The organism is Gammaproteobacteria bacterium CG11_big_fil_rev_8_21_14_0_20_46_22 (genome assembly GCA_002796245.1).
GTDB lineage: Bacteria > Pseudomonadota > Gammaproteobacteria > UBA12402 > UBA12402 > 1-14-0-20-46-22.
The window spans coordinates 14,230-28,208 of record PCWT01000039.1 but is presented as its reverse complement, the minus strand read 5'-3'; the positions used below and the strand labels follow the sequence as shown (position 1 = coordinate 28,208).

Genomic DNA, 13,979 nt, shown 5'->3' with positions numbered 1-13,979 from the left:
TCGCTCCTCGCAAAGACGTTGCTACCCAAGACGGTTGCTACATACGCGTTCAAACACCAAAGCCAGGCGGGTTTTGTTTATCTGATCCTGTGTGCTTGCCATGACGAATGTATGTTTTATTATGGTCTTGCCCCTCTAGATATTATAGGCCGAGGTGGATTTTGGGAGAAATCTTGCTCAGGAAGCAGGCGAGTGTGTTTCTGTTGTTTTTTAAAATGATGAGATTGTCTGAATTATGCCTACATTAAGCATACAGGGTGTGATTAGGTTTGCAGTCAGTAAACTTCAAAGCGAATCCGCGAGGCTTGATACCGAGATTCTTTTGTCGCATGTTTTAAAAAAGCCGCGTAGTTATTTATACGCTTGGCCTGAAAAAATACTTAGCGATGAAGAACGGGCCCAATTTGATCAGCTGCTTTCACGCCGTTTACAAGGCGAGCCTATGGCCTACATTACGGGAGTGAAAGAGTTTTACGGGCGTGAGTTTCGCGTTCAGCCTGGTGTTTTGGTGCCAAGACCCGAAACTGAATTGTTAATCGACCTGGTCTTGGAAACGTGTGGGCATTGGGAGAAAGCTTGCTTGTATGATTTGGGCACGGGCAGCGGCGCCATTGGCATCACATTAGCGTGCGAGAAGCCGAGTTGGTCTGTTACGTGTACCGATCAATCTGAGTTGGCACTGTCTGTTGCAAGGCACAACGCAGACTTGCTTGGCGTACAGTTGAATGTTGAGCAGCGTGATTGGTGTGAGAGTTTGCCGGCGGATAGTGTGGATATCATTGTCTCTAATCCACCCTATATTGCCGAAGATGATGCGGCACTTGAAAAAGCGGTGGCCGAACATGAGCCGAAAGTTGCCTTGATTGCTGATAATGATGGCTTTTCGGATTTTGATCGTATCATTGAAGGCGCTAAGTCTTGTTTAAAGCCTGGCGGCTATATCTTTTTAGAGCATGGTTACGACCAAGCAAAAAATTTACAGCAGCGCCTGTTAGCGGCCGGTTTTTCTGGGCTTGAGTTGCATAAAGATTTAGCCGGCCATGATCGAGCGGTATTGGCAAGACTATAGATCGAGGTTTTCTAAGTAATGTTTTGCATCAAGGCAGCGTATGTTTTTTTGTTGGTATTCTTTTTTAATGTTTTTAACGAGCTGTAGAGCATTGAGCTCATATTTTTGAGCGAAGTGCACAAGGTTTTTATCAATATCCGTTTGGCTCAGTTTCGCTTCCATCAGTTGTTCAATTTTATTGTTTAAGCACAGTGCAAAGTCCACTTCGCGTTTGTCTTTGGTGCGGATGTAGTGAAGTTTAAAGTCTTTGGCTTTGGTGTCGCGAGCAACGTAGCAGGCTTTGAGCAAGCTGTTGGCGACCAGGTTTTCAAAACGCGCACCATCGTCACCCTCTACAAGACCGGTGTCGAAAAAATACACTTTAGGCTCTTTGAGTAAGCTTCTAGCAATATTATTTGAAAAGGGCGTTACACGAAAAACGATATAGAGGGCTTCGAAAATTTCTATGTATTTTTTAATCGTGATGGGTGAGGCCCCAACGTCTTCTGCAATGGATTGGTACGACAGAGTTGAGCCGACTCGGTGTCTGAGTCGTTCAAAAACTTGCTGTATGGCGCGTAAGTTATTAATGCTTTTAAAGTCTAATATATCCGATCGAACCAGGCTTTCGGTGTACTGTAGCCGCCAACGCTCAGCATCTGTGTCGGAGTCACTTAAGTAGGGCTCGGGAAAGCCGCCGCGATTCATAAGTTGATCCAGCGTGTAATCTTGTTTTAAGGTATGAAGTTCTGCCGGCGAAAATGGTAGCAAGTGGTGCAGAAAATAGCGGCCAGCGAGTGAGTCACCAATTTCTCTGTAAACCTCGAGTCGTGCACTGCCTGCCACTAAAATTTTTAAGTGCTCGGGTTTTGTGTCGTAAACGCCTTTGAGGTAATTTTTCCAGTCGGGCATTTTGTGTAGTTCATCCAGTATCAAGAGTTCTGTGTCATTTAACCAGGCTTCTTGCTGAATAATGGTGCGATCTTTGTGGCTGTCATAGTTGAGGTAGGTCGCCTGCTTGAAGACCTTTGCAATACGTTTGGCCAAATAGGTTTTACCGGCCTGTCGTGGGCCGACCAAAAAGACCATTTTTTTATGCAGGTCTTGGATGATGTGGTTCTCTTGAGCACGCTTCATACCCGACTATTATATACCGCAATATCGAAAAGTCACGACTATTTGATATTTAACTACTGAATAGTCGGATTTTGAGTGTGCTGATAGGCCTGATATGATGAGCCAAACGTAAAAGGAGCAATTGTGATGGATGTCTTAACGGCAATGAAAGAACGCTGGTCGTGCCGGGCTTTTTTGGATAAACCCGTGCCTCATGACATTTTAAACTCGATGTTTGAAGCTGCGATGCGCGCACCTTCCGGTGTCAACCATCAGCCCTGGCATGTGGTGGTGCTTGAGGGCGAGAAAAAAACCGCCTTGAGCGAGGCGATTATTACCGCGCGCCATGCCGGTATCGATCAACACCCGGATTATCATTATTACAGCGATCGTTTTGATGAGCCGTACAGGGCTCGCCGAAAAGCCTGTGGCATCGCGCTTTACAATGCGCTCGGAATTGCGCGTGAAGACATGGAAAAACGAAAAACCGTCTGGGAAGAAAATTACCGATTTTTCGGCGCCCCTGTGGGATTAATTTTTTACATAGAAGACTATTTGGAAACAGGCTCTTGGATGGATTTGGGTATGTTCATTCAAAATGTGATGTTAGCGGCACGTGCGTTTGGCTTGGAAACGTGTCCTCAAGCCGCGCTCGCTGAATACCCAGACATTGTGCGTGAGCATTTGGGTATAGAAAAAAAATATCATATCGCCTGCGGCATGTCTTTGGGTTACCCAGACCTTAGCGCCGCAATTAATAGTTACCGTACGGAGCGTGAGCCGATTGCAGAGCTTGTGCGGTATAGCCGTTAGAGCATTAAATTGTAACGTGGCTTGTTTTTCACTTTAGGTAAGTCAGTGAGTGCTCACCCTAATTGATGATTAATACGACGTTTTCAAGGTCGGTGTTGTCCAATAAAAAGGTTTGTTCCGGTAATGGGGTAATGACACAGCTAAAAATACCTGTGCCCACATTATATTGGGGATTGCTCATCACGCCGACTGTGAAATGTACGCTGGTGTTGGCAGTGCCGTTAATTTGGCCCGGATAAACCACTATGTTTGGTGGGTTATTAGCAAAACTTTGCGCGCCACCCATGGTCCATGTATTTAGAAAATTAGATAGCAATGCGCTGCCACTTTGGCGATCTGGGCGCTGTGTGTAATAGGTGATGTAGGGGCGCACGCCCTGCAAAGACAGTTGGTAGTTGTTTTGGCTCAGGGGCTTTATGGTGGCTTTGTGTGAAGCAATCACAAAGCTCAAATTTGGGGTGGCTGTTTGAGTTTGGCCAAACGCAGGAAGCATCATAGCCAGGGTGCCGAGTAAGGCGAGCAATAAACGTCTCATTGAAAACACTCTTTTAAATTTTGAATGCTGATTAGCATAGCTGATAAAAGACAAAAAATTAAGTTTGTTTGATCTATGTCAAATGTATTTCTTCGAGCGTGTGCCAAAATCGCGACGAAATCAAAACCCCAAGAGGCCTAGCCCTATGTTGCCGAGTATTGCGTCTGTTATGTTGTCACGTATCCAATTTGGTGCAGCGGCGTCCTATCACTTTCTGTTTGTGCCTTTAACTTTAGGTTTAGCGTGGATTCTGTTCACCATGGAGTGTGCCTATGTCTTCACTGGGCGTGAAGTTTATAAGGATATGGTGAAATTTTGGGGTAAATTGTTTGCGATTAACTTTGCGATGGGTGTTCTTACGGGGTTAACACTCGAGTTTCAGTTTGGCACTAACTGGGCGTATTATTCCCAATATGTGGGCGATATCTTTGGCACCCCATTGGCCATTGAAGGGTTTGTGGCTTTTATGCTGGAGTCCACTTTTTTAGGACTCTTTTTCTTTGGCTGGCGTTTTTTAAGCAAAGGACAGCATTTGTTTTCAACCTTTTGTTTGGCCATCGGTTCCAGTTTATCGGCGCTGCTAATTTTGGTGGCTAATGGCTTCATGCAACACCCGGCCGGCGCGTATTTTAATTTTGCAAATATGCGTATGGAAACCTCCAGCCTTTGGCATTTGTTCATGAACCCGATCGCTCAAGTCAGTTTTGCACACACGGTGATGGCGGGCTATGTGACGGGTGCGGTGTTTGTGATGGCTATCAGCGCTTATTATCTATTGAAAAAACGTGATGTGGACTTTGCCAGGCGCTCCTTTGCGATTGCGGTAGGCTTTGGTTTGGTGTCGTCGCTGATGGTGATGTTCATGGGCGATCAAAACGGTTTGGCGGTCTATAAATATCAGCCAATGAAGTTGGCGGCGCTTGAGGCTGAGTGGACCACTCAAGCGCCGCCAGCAGCCTTTAATGTCATTGCATGGCCTAGTCAGGCTGAGCAGAAAAATCTCTTTCAGGCGCGCATCCCTGGGGTTTTAGGCTTGTTGGTGACGCACTCTGTTCACGGCATCATTCCTGGCGTGAGAAATATTGAAGCGCAAAATCATGAGCGTATTCTCAATGGTATGAAGGCGTATGGTTTGCTTGAGAAATTGCGTAGTGGCGATCAAGCGCCGGCCATTAAACAGCAATTTTTAAAATATCAGTCTGACTTGGGTTACGGCTTATTGCTCAAGCGCTACACCAATAAGGTCACGAACGCCACGCCGGCGCAAATTTCTAAAGCGGTGAAAGATACCGTGCCTAATGTGTGGTTATTGTTCTGGACCTTCCGAGTGATGGTCTTATTTGGTGGCTTAATGTTCTTGGCATTTTTCTTCAGCTTTATTTTACTATTGTTTGGCCGTATGTGGCGTCATCGCTGGTTGATGCATTGGGCTTTGTGGACATTGCCTATGCCTTGGATCGCGGCGCTTTGTGGTTGGTTTGTCACAGAGCACGGTCGTCAGCCTTGGACGGTGTTTGGTGTGTTGCCCACAACCATTAGTTCATCGTCACTGACGGGGCTGGATTTGAGTATGAGTATCGCAGCTTTTGTGAGTTTTTATACAGCTCTGTTTATTGTCGAGCTTTTCTTGATGTTCAAGTATGCGCGCTTAGGCCCCAGTAGTTTGCGTTTAGGTAAATACCATTTTGAGCACGCAGGTGAGCAGGAGAAATCATCATGACTGAGTTTGCAACACTACAATTATTGGGTTGGTTGGCTGTCGGTGCGGTGATGTTTTTGCTCGCTGCAACAGCAGGCTTTGATTTCGGCGCGGGTATTTTATTGCCGTATTTAGGTCGCAATGATTTAGAACGCCGCGCGGTCATTAATACGGTGGGCCCTACCTGGGATGGTAACCAAGTGTGGTTAATTATTGCTGGTGGTGCGATTTTTGCGATTTGGCCTCGCGTGTACGCGGCGGCTTTTTCGGGCTTTTATTTTGCGATGATGTTGGTTTTGTGGGCTTTGTTCTTGCGCCCTGTTGCATTCGAATATCGCTCAAAAATGAAAAGCGCGGCTTGGCGTTCGTTCTGGGACTGGGCCTTGTTCATTGGAAGTCTTGTGCCTGCGTTGATTTTAGGTGTGGGGCTAGGCAACGCCTTGATTGGGGTACCATTTCATTACAACCCGATGAGCGTGCGTTTTTTCTATGACGGCACTTTTTGGGGTTTGCTACGTGGTTTCCCACTACTTTGCGGCGTGGTCAGTCTTGCAATGATGTGCTTGCATGGTGCGGCATATGTGGGCTTGCGCACAATAGGTGTTATTAATCAGCGTGCGAACAGGGCTATGCAAGTTTGTGCGTGGGTGTATATCGCAGGGTTCTTGGCCGCGGGTGTTTGGGTGCTTTCAGGTTTGGCAGGTTTTAGAGTGCTTGCTTCAACGCCTAATGCTACCATCAATAACGTGCTTATGATCTCCCATGGTTTGGCACGAAATTACAGTTTGCATCCTTGGTTTATAGCGCCTCCCATTCTCGCATTTGTTTCAGCGTTGGCTGTCATTTTCTTTGCGCGGCGTGCTAATAATGCGGGTGCTTTTTGGGCTAGTGTCTGTGTGCCAGCCTTTACCATCGCCACAGCCGGTTTAAGTATGTATCCCGTAATTTTGCCATCAAATACACAACCGCAAGATAGCCTGATTATTTGGAATGCATCAAGCTCTTTGATTTCACTGTTGGGCATTTTAACCACAGCGTTGATTGCTTTACCGGTGATTTTTGTCTACACCGCGTTTGTCTATAAGAAATTATGGGGACGTGGCCGACGTTTGAATGAAGAGGTGGTCGCGAAAGAAGATCACTTGCTGTACTAATTATGAGGAAAAGACTATGACATACCTTGTTTGGATCATCAGTGCTTTTGTCGCCGTGCTGGTGGGTTTGTTCGCGGTTTCTTGTGTTGACCATCACGACAAAAAGCCAAAAGGGCGAAAATCATGAGCGTAACTTCTGCCACCCCTATCAAGCAGACGTTGCCTAAGCGCGGCGCTTTGCGCCGCGATTTGTGGGTGGTGGTCTGTGTTAAGGCACTTTGTTTATTTTTGCTCTGGTTTTTCTTTGTGCGCCCTGTGCAAATGCCCGTGAGCGATCAAGCCCTCACGCAGCATGTGGTTTCGGTTTCTTCGTCTGTGGCGAAAGAAACTTGAGACTTGTCCAAAAAGTTTGCTAGACTGTGGGTCGACTTATGCAGTAGAGGTCTGTTATGACCAGTCGAAGTGAAAGGATTCCAGGCAAATTTGCGTTAACCAAAGAACTTTGGTTGGTGGTCTTAGTTAAGGCGTTATGTCTTATAGCGCTATGGCAATTCTTTTTTTCGCACCCAGCTTCTGAGCATATTAAAACCGATTCGGCTGTGGCCTCACACGTCTATGGTCAAGCTGTTGATTAAAGAAGGAGAAACCTGTGGTCCCCGCAGATTCAGTCGTTGATTTATCTAGGATTCAATTTGGCTTAACAGCCATTTACCACTTTTTGTTCGCGCCGCTGACCCTCGGTCTGTCGTGGTTGCTCGTGGTCATGGAATCTTTGTACTTGTTCACCAAAAAACAAGTGTACAAAGATATGACCCAGTTTTGGGGCAAGTTGTTTGCGATTAACTTTGCCATGGGCGTGGTCACAGGGATTACCTTGGAATTCGAGTTTGGGCAAAACTGGGCCTATTTCTCGCGCTATATCGGTGATGCCTTTGGTCCCGCTTTGGCGATTGAAGGGATCACGGCATTCATGCTTGAAGCCACCATGATCGGCGTATTCTTTTTTGCTTGGGATAAAATTCCACGCTGGTTGCACTGCTTAGCCACCTTTTTGCTTGCCGTGGGCAGTAACCTATCGATCGTAAATATTTTGGTGGCCAATAGCTGGATGCAGCATCCGGTGGCAACTTTATTCGATTGGAAAACGATGAGTATGCAGCTCACCAGTATTTGGGGTCTATATAATAGTTATCTTGCTCAAATTCGAATCGGTCATGTACTGTTTGCCGGTGCAATGACGGGTACCATGTTTATGTTTGGCATCAGTGCCTATTATTTATTAAAACGACAAGATACGAGCTTTGCGGTTCGCTCCATGGCTGTTGCCATTGGCTTTGGTATTGTCTCCGTATTGAGTGTGGGTTGGTTTGGCGATTCCAACGGTATTGCGGTGAGTAAAACAGAGCCTGAAAAAATGGCAGCGATTGAGGCGGTGTGGTCCACGCCTAAGGCGCCGGCGGCTTGGTCGATGATTGCTTGGCCTGATCAAAAACAAGAGAAAAACTTATTTGATGTGCGCATCCCGTACGGTTTGAGCTTGATTGCTACGCATTCTTTAACGGGTACGGTAGAGGGCGCCAAACAAATTATTAACCGGAATAAAGTGCGCATCGCCAACGGTGTTAAGGCGTATGGCGCGCTAGAAAAATTGCGTGCGGGCAAAGCCACTGCAGCGGATAGAGCGGTGTTTAACCGCTACCGTAATGATATTGGTTTTGGCTTTTTGGTGAAACGGTATCACCCTGCAGTGGTGGGTGCCACGCCAGCGCAAATCGATCAAGCGGCTAAAAGCACCATACCGGATGTGTTCACCTGCTTTTGGGCCTTTAGGATTATGGTATTTGCTTGGTTGTGTATGTTGTGTGTGTTGTTTTGGGGGTTGTATTTATTTATGCGCCGCAGATTGCACAACACGCGTTTGTTTCACTGGGCGGCAATTTTGTGTTTGCCCATGCCTTGGATTGCCTCAGAATTTGGTTGGGTGACCGCCGAGATTGGCCGACAACCTTGGGTGGTGCATGGATTTTTGCCGACGTATTTGGGCGTGTCTTCAATTGATACAGCCAGCGTGGCGTTTAGCTTGGGCGGCTTTGCGCTCTTGTACACGGGCTTACTGGTGGTTGAATTGTTCTTGATGTTTAAGTACGGACGCCTAGGTCCAAGCTCTTTGGGTAAAGGCAAATACCATTTTGAAAAGCTGAATAAATCCGCAAAAGGGGAGGCGTAATCATGTTTTCGATGGAAGGCTTACAGCTCGCTTGGTGGTTTATTATTGGTATGATCATGATCGTCTATGCTTGCACCGGTGGTTTTGACTACGGGGCTACGATGATTTTGCCTTTTTTGCGCAAAGAAGAAGAGCGTCGTGTTGTGCTCAACGCAGTTGGGCGCACCTGGGATGGCAACCAAACCTGGTTAGTGTTTATCGGCGGCGCGCTTTTTGTGATTTGGCCTGGCGTTTATGCTTCGATTTTCTCAGGCTTCTATGCGGCTATGCTTATTATATTATGGTCCTTGTTCTTGCGCCCGCCTGGGTTTGATTTTCGCTCCAAAATCCACAGTCCCGTTTGGCGGCGTTGCTGGGACTGGGGCTTGTTCATTAGCTCACTTTTCCCTATGTTTGCGTTTGGTTTGGCGCTAGGCAACATCATGCAGGGTGTGCCGATTTATTTTGATCATATGATGTTACGCCCTTTTTATGCCGGCAACTTTTGGGGCTTGATTAATTGGTTTGGCATCATGTGTGGTATTACTTCGGTGTTGATGGCCTTGATGCATGGCTCCATTTTATTGCGACGTCGCACCACGGGTGATCTCAGTCGTTTCTTTAAGCGATTTTATTTTATTACAGCCATATTGTTCACGCTGTTTTTTATTGCCGATGGTTTTATGGTGGCGTTTGCGATCAATGGTTATAAATTAATATCAAGCGCTGCGCAGCCTTATTTACACCCGTTGTCGAATGTGGTGGTTGCAAGCCGAGGGGAGTGGATTAAAAGCTATTATGATTATCCTTGGAAGGCGTATGCGCCTGTGTTTGCCTTTTTAAATATTATTTTGGCGATGTTCTTAGCAGCTTATAACAAGCGTGGTCCTGCATTTTGGGCAAGTTGCATTGCGGTGGGCTCAGTGGTGGCGACTTTTGGTACGGCTATTTTCCCATTTGTAGTGCCTTCAAGCTTGAAGCCTGCCGAGAGTATGACCGTTTTCTCTGCAGCCAATGGTTATTATAAGTTAGAAATCATGTTGTATTTCGCGTTTGTGTTGTTGGTTTCTATCACCTTATACAAGCTTTTTGCTTACTATGCGGTATGGAACGATAAACAGGCCTTGTCGGTCGATGATGTTCGTGCAAACGATCATGAATTTTATTAAGGAATAGGGTTATGTGGTATGTGGTTTCAACACTTTTAATATTCTTGGCTATGGTTTGTGGTTATTTCATGGGGCGCTCGTCTGAAAAATATATTGAGAAAGTCGATTTAAATGATTGAGGGCGCGCCCTATTTAAAATACAACTCAAACGTTTTCTCTTTATTACTGCGCTGATAGATTTTCAGCGCTTTTTTTTCAATCGTATGCAGTAATTTCTTGTGGGTTTTAAGTAGCGTGTCAAAAGGCTGTTCAAAATAATGTTCGCAAAATAAAGCAATATCTTCACGTGTCGGTGTGTAGCCATAGTCATACGCTGAGAAATAGAGGCTTGCCAAATCTTTAATGCGCCAGCGCGAGCTTAAGTGTTTTGAAATACCAGCGCGGTGTAAATCATAGAGTAATAAATCGGCTTGATTATGGGCCAGGGCTTGCTCATTCACCATAAGATGACAAAGGTAATAATCACGGTGATAAATGCCTAAACCATGCATCGTTCGGCTAATTTGTGCGAGTTTAATGATCAGCGCGTTTTTTTGTGTTTCAGTTAGCGACTGTTTTTTAATAATATCTTCCAGTGAGTGAGCTTCTTTAAAGGTTTCCATCACAATGAAAGAATCATGTTTTGCAGGGTTTAGCCCGCGCTCGCCATACGCAAGCAAACGCGTGCAGCGAATGCCGTGTTCAGTCAGTCGAGCGATCGCTTGCCATTCGTTTTTAGCCCCCGTCACGGGCGGCCTGCCGCTGAGCAGGTTTTTAAAAATTTCAGCAAAACCAATGCCGGTGTGCTGCTTAATAAAATAGGGCGTACCGTTGATTTCAAAACGCAGTGTTTGTCGGCCTTCTTTCGCGCGATACACTTGACCTGTAAGCGACATAAAGTAATCAATGCTTTGTTGTTCGGGCTGTAATAGTCGTTTAAACGATTCGTCTATCCAGAGCGTCATAACAAAGATTCCAGTTGGCGCCAAACCGCATCAGGTGGCAGTGTGGTGAAACAGGCTGGTTTTTCTTCGCTGGGTCCTGTGTAGCTGCACACTTTTTGCTGGCAGGGCGCGCAAGAAAAATCCGCGGCTAAATGCAGTTGCTTATTGCCCAGTGCTGCGGTAAATCGTGGATCGGTTGGACCGTACAAGGACACAGCCGGCACACCAAAGGCGGCTGCCGCGTGGCCAAGGCCTGTGTCAACACTCACCACCGCTTTGGCTTGTGTGATGATGGCGCTTACCTCATTGATCTTCAATTTAGGTAAAACGAGTGCTTGTGCTGAGGCTAAGCGCTCGGCACGGGCTTTTTCATCGGCATTACCCCAGGGAAGCAGCACTGTGAAGCCTGCGCTATTGGCGCGTTTGATGAGCGCGCGCCAATAGTTTTCAGGCCAGAGTTTTGTGGCCCAGCTTGTGCCGTGTAAAAACACCAAGAAAGGCGTTTGGCAAGGTGCGGCCATTGCCGGTAGCGTGTTTCGGTTTACGCCGTAATCGGGTATGCTGTCATTAAAGGTGTAGCCTAAGACCTTGGAAAATAGTAATCGCATGCGGCGAATCGCGTGTTGTTCGAAAATTACCGAAAAACGTTTTTGATAAAACAAGCTCGCAAACCGTTCGCGCGTGGTTTTAAAACTATAGCCACAGCGAAGACCGCGGCTTAGGCGTGTGACGATTGCGCTTTTGATAGAGGATTGCGCATCGATGACAAGATCATAGCGCTCTTTTCGAAGATCACGCAAAAAGGCGCGAAACTCACCGTTGAACAAACAGCGCCAGCGTTCTTTGCGCCAGCGGCGCAATTCAATGGGGATCACGCGCGTGACGTTGGGGTGCCACAGCGGAATGTCTTTAAAGCTTTTTTCCACCACCCAGTGAAATTCGATAGTTGGGTTGTGCTTAGCAGCATCGCTTAACGACGGCAGTGCGTGGATGATATCTCCCATCGATGATAGTTTGATGATCAGTACTCGCACCATTGCCTCTCTTCAGCCAGATTGGCGCTCATTATAGCGTAAGACATACCATGTTAACAGCTGGCTTTGACTTGCGCGTCCCCGCGCTGACTGATCGACAGTTAAGCTCCAAATCTTTGGATGCGCTTCGCTTCAGTGTGGCTTTTGGGTATAATGCGGCAAACTTCATTAAGGATTTCGTCATGAGTAAAGACCAAGGTGAACAAGGCGCGAGTTTACGACAATACACGGTGAGCTCAGCGAGTGAGGCGGTGTGCTGCCCACCGAAGGATTGCCGTGTGTGGGATGCGCACCCGCGGGTATTTTTAGAGCTCGATGAGCACGGTCGTGCCGAGTGCCCGTATTGCAGCGCGATTTTCCAGCTCGCAACGTCATGAAATATCTCATTGTCGGACCTGCTTGGGTCGGCGACATGGTGATGGCCCAAACGCTGTTTAAAGCCATTAAACAGCGTGAGCCCAGCGCCCACATCGATGTTTTAGCACCGGCTTGGACGAATGCACTCTTGGCCCGCATGCCCGAGGTGGAAAAGGCCATTGCTTTGCCGGTGGGCCATGGTGAGTTCAAGCTTATCCAGCGCTTTAAGCTTGGCCGGCGGCTCGCTAAATCACACTATGATCAAGCGATAGTCTTACCCAATTCCTTAAAGTCTGCTTTAGTGCCTTTTTTTGCCGGCATCCCGAAACGCACGGGCTGGATGCGTGAGTGCCGTTATGGCTTTTTGAATGACTGGCGACGTTTAGATAAAATACAATACCCTTTAATGATCGAGCGCTTTTTAGCGCTAGGTTTGCCCAAGGGCCCAGCGCTGGAAAAACCTTATCCGCACCCGCATTTGCAAGTGGATTTAGCTTCACGCGATGTGGCCGTGAAACGTTTGGGCTTGCAAGCGGATAAGCCGATCGTGGCCCTATGCCCGGGGGCTGAGTTTGGTCCCTCCAAGCGCTGGCCAGCTGAATATTTTGCTGAGCTTGCTAATAGTTTGATCGCTCAAGGCTATGCTGTTTGGCTGTTTGGCTCAAAAAACGATGAGGTCATCGCGCAAGCCATTCAAACTAAAACGCATGAAGCTTGTGTGAATTTGTGTGGACAAACGAATTTGGCCGAAGCCATCGATTTGCTTTCTTTAGCGCAAGCGGTGGTGAGCAATGATTCGGGTTTGATGCACATTGCCGCAGCGCTTAATGTGCCGGTGGTCGCGCTGTACGGTTCTACCAGCCCAGATTTTACACCGCCGTTGTCTGACAAAGTGGCCGTGTTAAAGCTAGATTTAGAGTGCCAGCCTTGTTTTCAACGTGTGTGCCCGCTGGGGCATTGGCGCTGCCTGCGAGATTTGCAGCCTGCGAAAGTTGAAGCGGCGTTGAGTGCCTTGCTGAACTTAACGTCTTAGCAAAGGCGAAAGCTCACTGCTTGGCCAGATAAATTTTTCGTAGAGACGAGAGTGTTTGAAGCAATTCACTACAAAATTAACGCGGGAATTGCGCAATGTCGCATGGCGAGGAAATTTTACTTGCGGTCTTTGCCGCTTGATGTCCTTAAATGCTTCGAATACGGTGTCTCGCAATAGCTTTACGCTAGGTTTTTCATTACTGTCCATTTGCCCCTTAAGCCGGGTATACGCTAAATAAGCGGCGCAGCCCATCAAGCTTCGCCCAACACCCACATTGCAGTGAAAATAGACGGTTTTTTTCTTTTCCGTTTGTTGTGTATAAATGGTTTCGATATTAGAGATTAGCTTCCGGGCAAAGTTGCTGTGCTGCTTTTCTCTGAAACGGCAGGTTTTATCTTCCAGCGGCAGGTGGAAGAAGTTGCTGCTGCTTGGTTTAGCTGTAGGCCCTGAGCCATCGTGATACTGATAACCGTATTCTTCATCGGTTAAAAAACTGACTACGATGGTGTTCGTGTTTACTAAAGGGGAGCTGCTGGCGCCCTGTGTTTCTGCTAAGCGTTGATAGCGTGCGGCCGTGTGATGGCAAAATGCCCCGGCAAAACTGCTGAGTAAATAGGGTTTTGAGGCTTTGATTTTCTTGAGCTGTTCTGCTTTTGTGTCTGCTGAGAGGCTTTCTCCTGTTTGCAGCATTCGAAGGTCGGCGAAGCTTGGCCATTTAGAGCTTCGTGTCAGAGGGGCCATGCCGAGGTAAAGGGCACCAGAGTTGTTAGTTTCAGGCTGTATTTCGGTGTGGGCAGGCGTGCCTTTATCGAGCTGAAACAGGCTGGATTGGCGAAAATAGTGTCTTCTCATCGGGACGCCTTATTTTTTTTGACCATTTTAACAGCTTAAATCCCAATAACCAAGCGCTCACGGTTGTCCCATTAAAAGTATTTTGCTTAAATTTACTACA

Annotated in this window: 15 protein-coding genes; 10 read left to right on the top strand and 5 right to left on the bottom strand. The window is 47.1% G+C overall.

Annotation, left to right across the window (positions count from 1 at the left end; all coding sequences use genetic code 11):
- Window positions 1-235: 235 nt before the first annotated feature.
- On the top strand, window positions 236-1,069 hold the full coding sequence (gene prmC, locus COV52_04890) for a protein-(glutamine-N5) methyltransferase, release factor-specific (GenBank protein ID PIR11276.1): 834 nt from the start codon (window positions 236-238) through the stop codon (window positions 1,067-1,069).
- On the opposite strand, the gene COV52_04885 is transcribed toward prmC, so the two are convergent.
- Window positions 1,064-2,185 (bottom strand): hypothetical protein, encoded by a 1,122-nt coding sequence (locus COV52_04885; protein PIR11275.1) that lies wholly within the window; start codon window positions 2,183-2,185, stop codon window positions 1,064-1,066. The genes prmC and COV52_04885 overlap by 6 nt on opposite strands.
- Before the next feature lie 126 nt (window positions 2,186-2,311).
- Here COV52_04885 and COV52_04880 point away from each other — a divergent pair, with 126 nt between their 5' ends.
- Entirely contained in the window at window positions 2,312-2,977 is a 666-nt protein-coding gene (locus COV52_04880; GenBank protein ID PIR11274.1) for a nitroreductase, read from the top strand.
- A gap of 58 nt (window positions 2,978-3,035) precedes the next feature.
- On the opposite strand, the gene COV52_04875 is transcribed toward COV52_04880, so the two are convergent.
- The gene (locus COV52_04875) at window positions 3,036-3,512 is read right to left on the bottom strand and encodes a hypothetical protein (GenBank protein ID PIR11273.1); all 477 of its coding nucleotides are present in this window, start codon (window positions 3,510-3,512) and stop codon (window positions 3,036-3,038) included.
- Window positions 3,513-3,657: 145 nt separating this feature from the next.
- Between COV52_04875 and COV52_04870 the strand changes: the two genes are divergently transcribed.
- The 6 genes from COV52_04870 (at window position 3,658) to cydB (COV52_04845) (ending at window position 9,680) form a co-directional block, all read left to right on the top strand.
- On the top strand, window positions 3,658-5,232 hold the full coding sequence (locus tag COV52_04870) for a cytochrome BD oxidase subunit I (GenBank protein PIR11272.1): 1,575 nt from the start codon (window positions 3,658-3,660) through the stop codon (window positions 5,230-5,232).
- Entirely contained in the window at window positions 5,229-6,365 is a 1,137-nt protein-coding gene (gene cydB / locus COV52_04865; GenBank protein ID PIR11271.1) for a cytochrome d ubiquinol oxidase subunit II, read from the top strand. The genes COV52_04870 and cydB (COV52_04865) overlap by 4 nt, the downstream gene beginning before the upstream one ends.
- A gap of 123 nt (window positions 6,366-6,488) precedes the next feature.
- Window positions 6,489-6,698, top strand: coding sequence for a hypothetical protein (locus tag COV52_04860; GenBank protein ID PIR11270.1), 210 nt, complete (start codon window positions 6,489-6,491; stop codon window positions 6,696-6,698).
- 56 nt (window positions 6,699-6,754) lie between these two features.
- Entirely contained in the window at window positions 6,755-6,940 is a 186-nt protein-coding gene (locus COV52_04855; protein ID PIR11269.1) for a hypothetical protein, read from the top strand.
- 14 nt (window positions 6,941-6,954) lie between these two features.
- Window positions 6,955-8,532, top strand: a complete 1,578-nt coding sequence (locus tag COV52_04850; GenBank protein PIR11268.1) for a cytochrome d terminal oxidase subunit 1 — start codon at window positions 6,955-6,957, stop codon at window positions 8,530-8,532.
- Between the two features lie 2 nt (window positions 8,533-8,534).
- Window positions 8,535-9,680 carry a cytochrome d ubiquinol oxidase subunit II gene (cydB, locus tag COV52_04845; protein PIR11267.1) on the top strand — a complete coding sequence of 382 codons (1,146 nt, stop codon included), beginning with the start codon at window positions 8,535-8,537 and terminating at the stop codon, window positions 9,678-9,680.
- Between the two features lie 128 nt (window positions 9,681-9,808).
- Here cydB (COV52_04845) and COV52_04840 read toward each other — a convergent pair whose 3' ends face one another.
- Window positions 9,809-10,624 carry a lipopolysaccharide core heptose(I) kinase RfaP gene (locus COV52_04840; protein PIR11266.1) on the bottom strand — a complete coding sequence of 272 codons (816 nt, stop codon included), beginning with the start codon at window positions 10,622-10,624 and terminating at the stop codon, window positions 9,809-9,811.
- Window positions 10,621-11,637: a lipopolysaccharide heptosyltransferase I gene (waaC, locus tag COV52_04835; GenBank protein PIR11278.1), complete on the bottom strand. Its 1,017-nt coding sequence runs from the start codon at window positions 11,635-11,637 to the stop codon at window positions 10,621-10,623. Before waaC ends, COV52_04840 begins: the two co-directional genes overlap by 4 nt.
- Before the next feature lie 182 nt (window positions 11,638-11,819).
- Here waaC and COV52_04830 point away from each other — a divergent pair, with 182 nt between their 5' ends.
- Entirely contained in the window at window positions 11,820-12,014 is a 195-nt protein-coding gene (locus COV52_04830; protein PIR11277.1) for a hypothetical protein, read from the top strand.
- Entirely contained in the window at window positions 12,011-13,027 is a 1,017-nt protein-coding gene (gene waaF / locus COV52_04825) for a lipopolysaccharide heptosyltransferase II (GenBank protein PIR11265.1), read from the top strand. The genes COV52_04830 and waaF overlap by 4 nt, the downstream gene beginning before the upstream one ends.
- Here the strand turns inward: waaF and COV52_04820 are convergent.
- Complete coding sequence (locus tag COV52_04820) at window positions 13,016-13,879, bottom strand: hypothetical protein (GenBank protein ID PIR11264.1); 864 nt, start codon at window positions 13,877-13,879, stop codon at window positions 13,016-13,018. The genes waaF and COV52_04820 overlap by 12 nt on opposite strands.
- Between the last annotated feature and the right edge of the window lie 100 nt (window positions 13,880-13,979).

Coding starts and splice junctions, on each gene's coding strand:
- COV52_04885 (PIR11275.1), bottom strand. CDS start 2,185: ATGAAGCGTGCTCAAGAGAACCACATCATCCAAGACCTGCATAAAAAA.
- COV52_04820 (PIR11264.1), bottom strand. CDS start 13,879: ATGAGAAGACACTATTTTCGCCAATCCAGCCTGTTTCAGCTCGATAAA.
- COV52_04855 (PIR11269.1), top strand. CDS start 6,755: ATGACCAGTCGAAGTGAAAGGATTCCAGGCAAATTTGCGTTAACCAAA.
- COV52_04880 (PIR11274.1), top strand. CDS start 2,312: ATGGATGTCTTAACGGCAATGAAAGAACGCTGGTCGTGCCGGGCTTTT.
- COV52_04870 (PIR11272.1), top strand. CDS start 3,658: ATGTTGCCGAGTATTGCGTCTGTTATGTTGTCACGTATCCAATTTGGT.
- COV52_04830 (PIR11277.1), top strand. CDS start 11,820: ATGAGTAAAGACCAAGGTGAACAAGGCGCGAGTTTACGACAATACACG.
- COV52_04860 (PIR11270.1), top strand. CDS start 6,489: ATGAGCGTAACTTCTGCCACCCCTATCAAGCAGACGTTGCCTAAGCGC.
- waaF (PIR11265.1), top strand. CDS start 12,011: ATGAAATATCTCATTGTCGGACCTGCTTGGGTCGGCGACATGGTGATG.
- COV52_04840 (PIR11266.1), bottom strand. CDS start 10,624: ATGACGCTCTGGATAGACGAATCGTTTAAACGACTATTACAGCCCGAA.
- prmC (PIR11276.1), top strand. CDS start 236: ATGCCTACATTAAGCATACAGGGTGTGATTAGGTTTGCAGTCAGTAAA.
- COV52_04875 (PIR11273.1), bottom strand. CDS start 3,512: ATGAGACGTTTATTGCTCGCCTTACTCGGCACCCTGGCTATGATGCTT.
- cydB (PIR11267.1), top strand. CDS start 8,535: ATGTTTTCGATGGAAGGCTTACAGCTCGCTTGGTGGTTTATTATTGGT.
- cydB (PIR11271.1), top strand. CDS start 5,229: ATGACTGAGTTTGCAACACTACAATTATTGGGTTGGTTGGCTGTCGGT.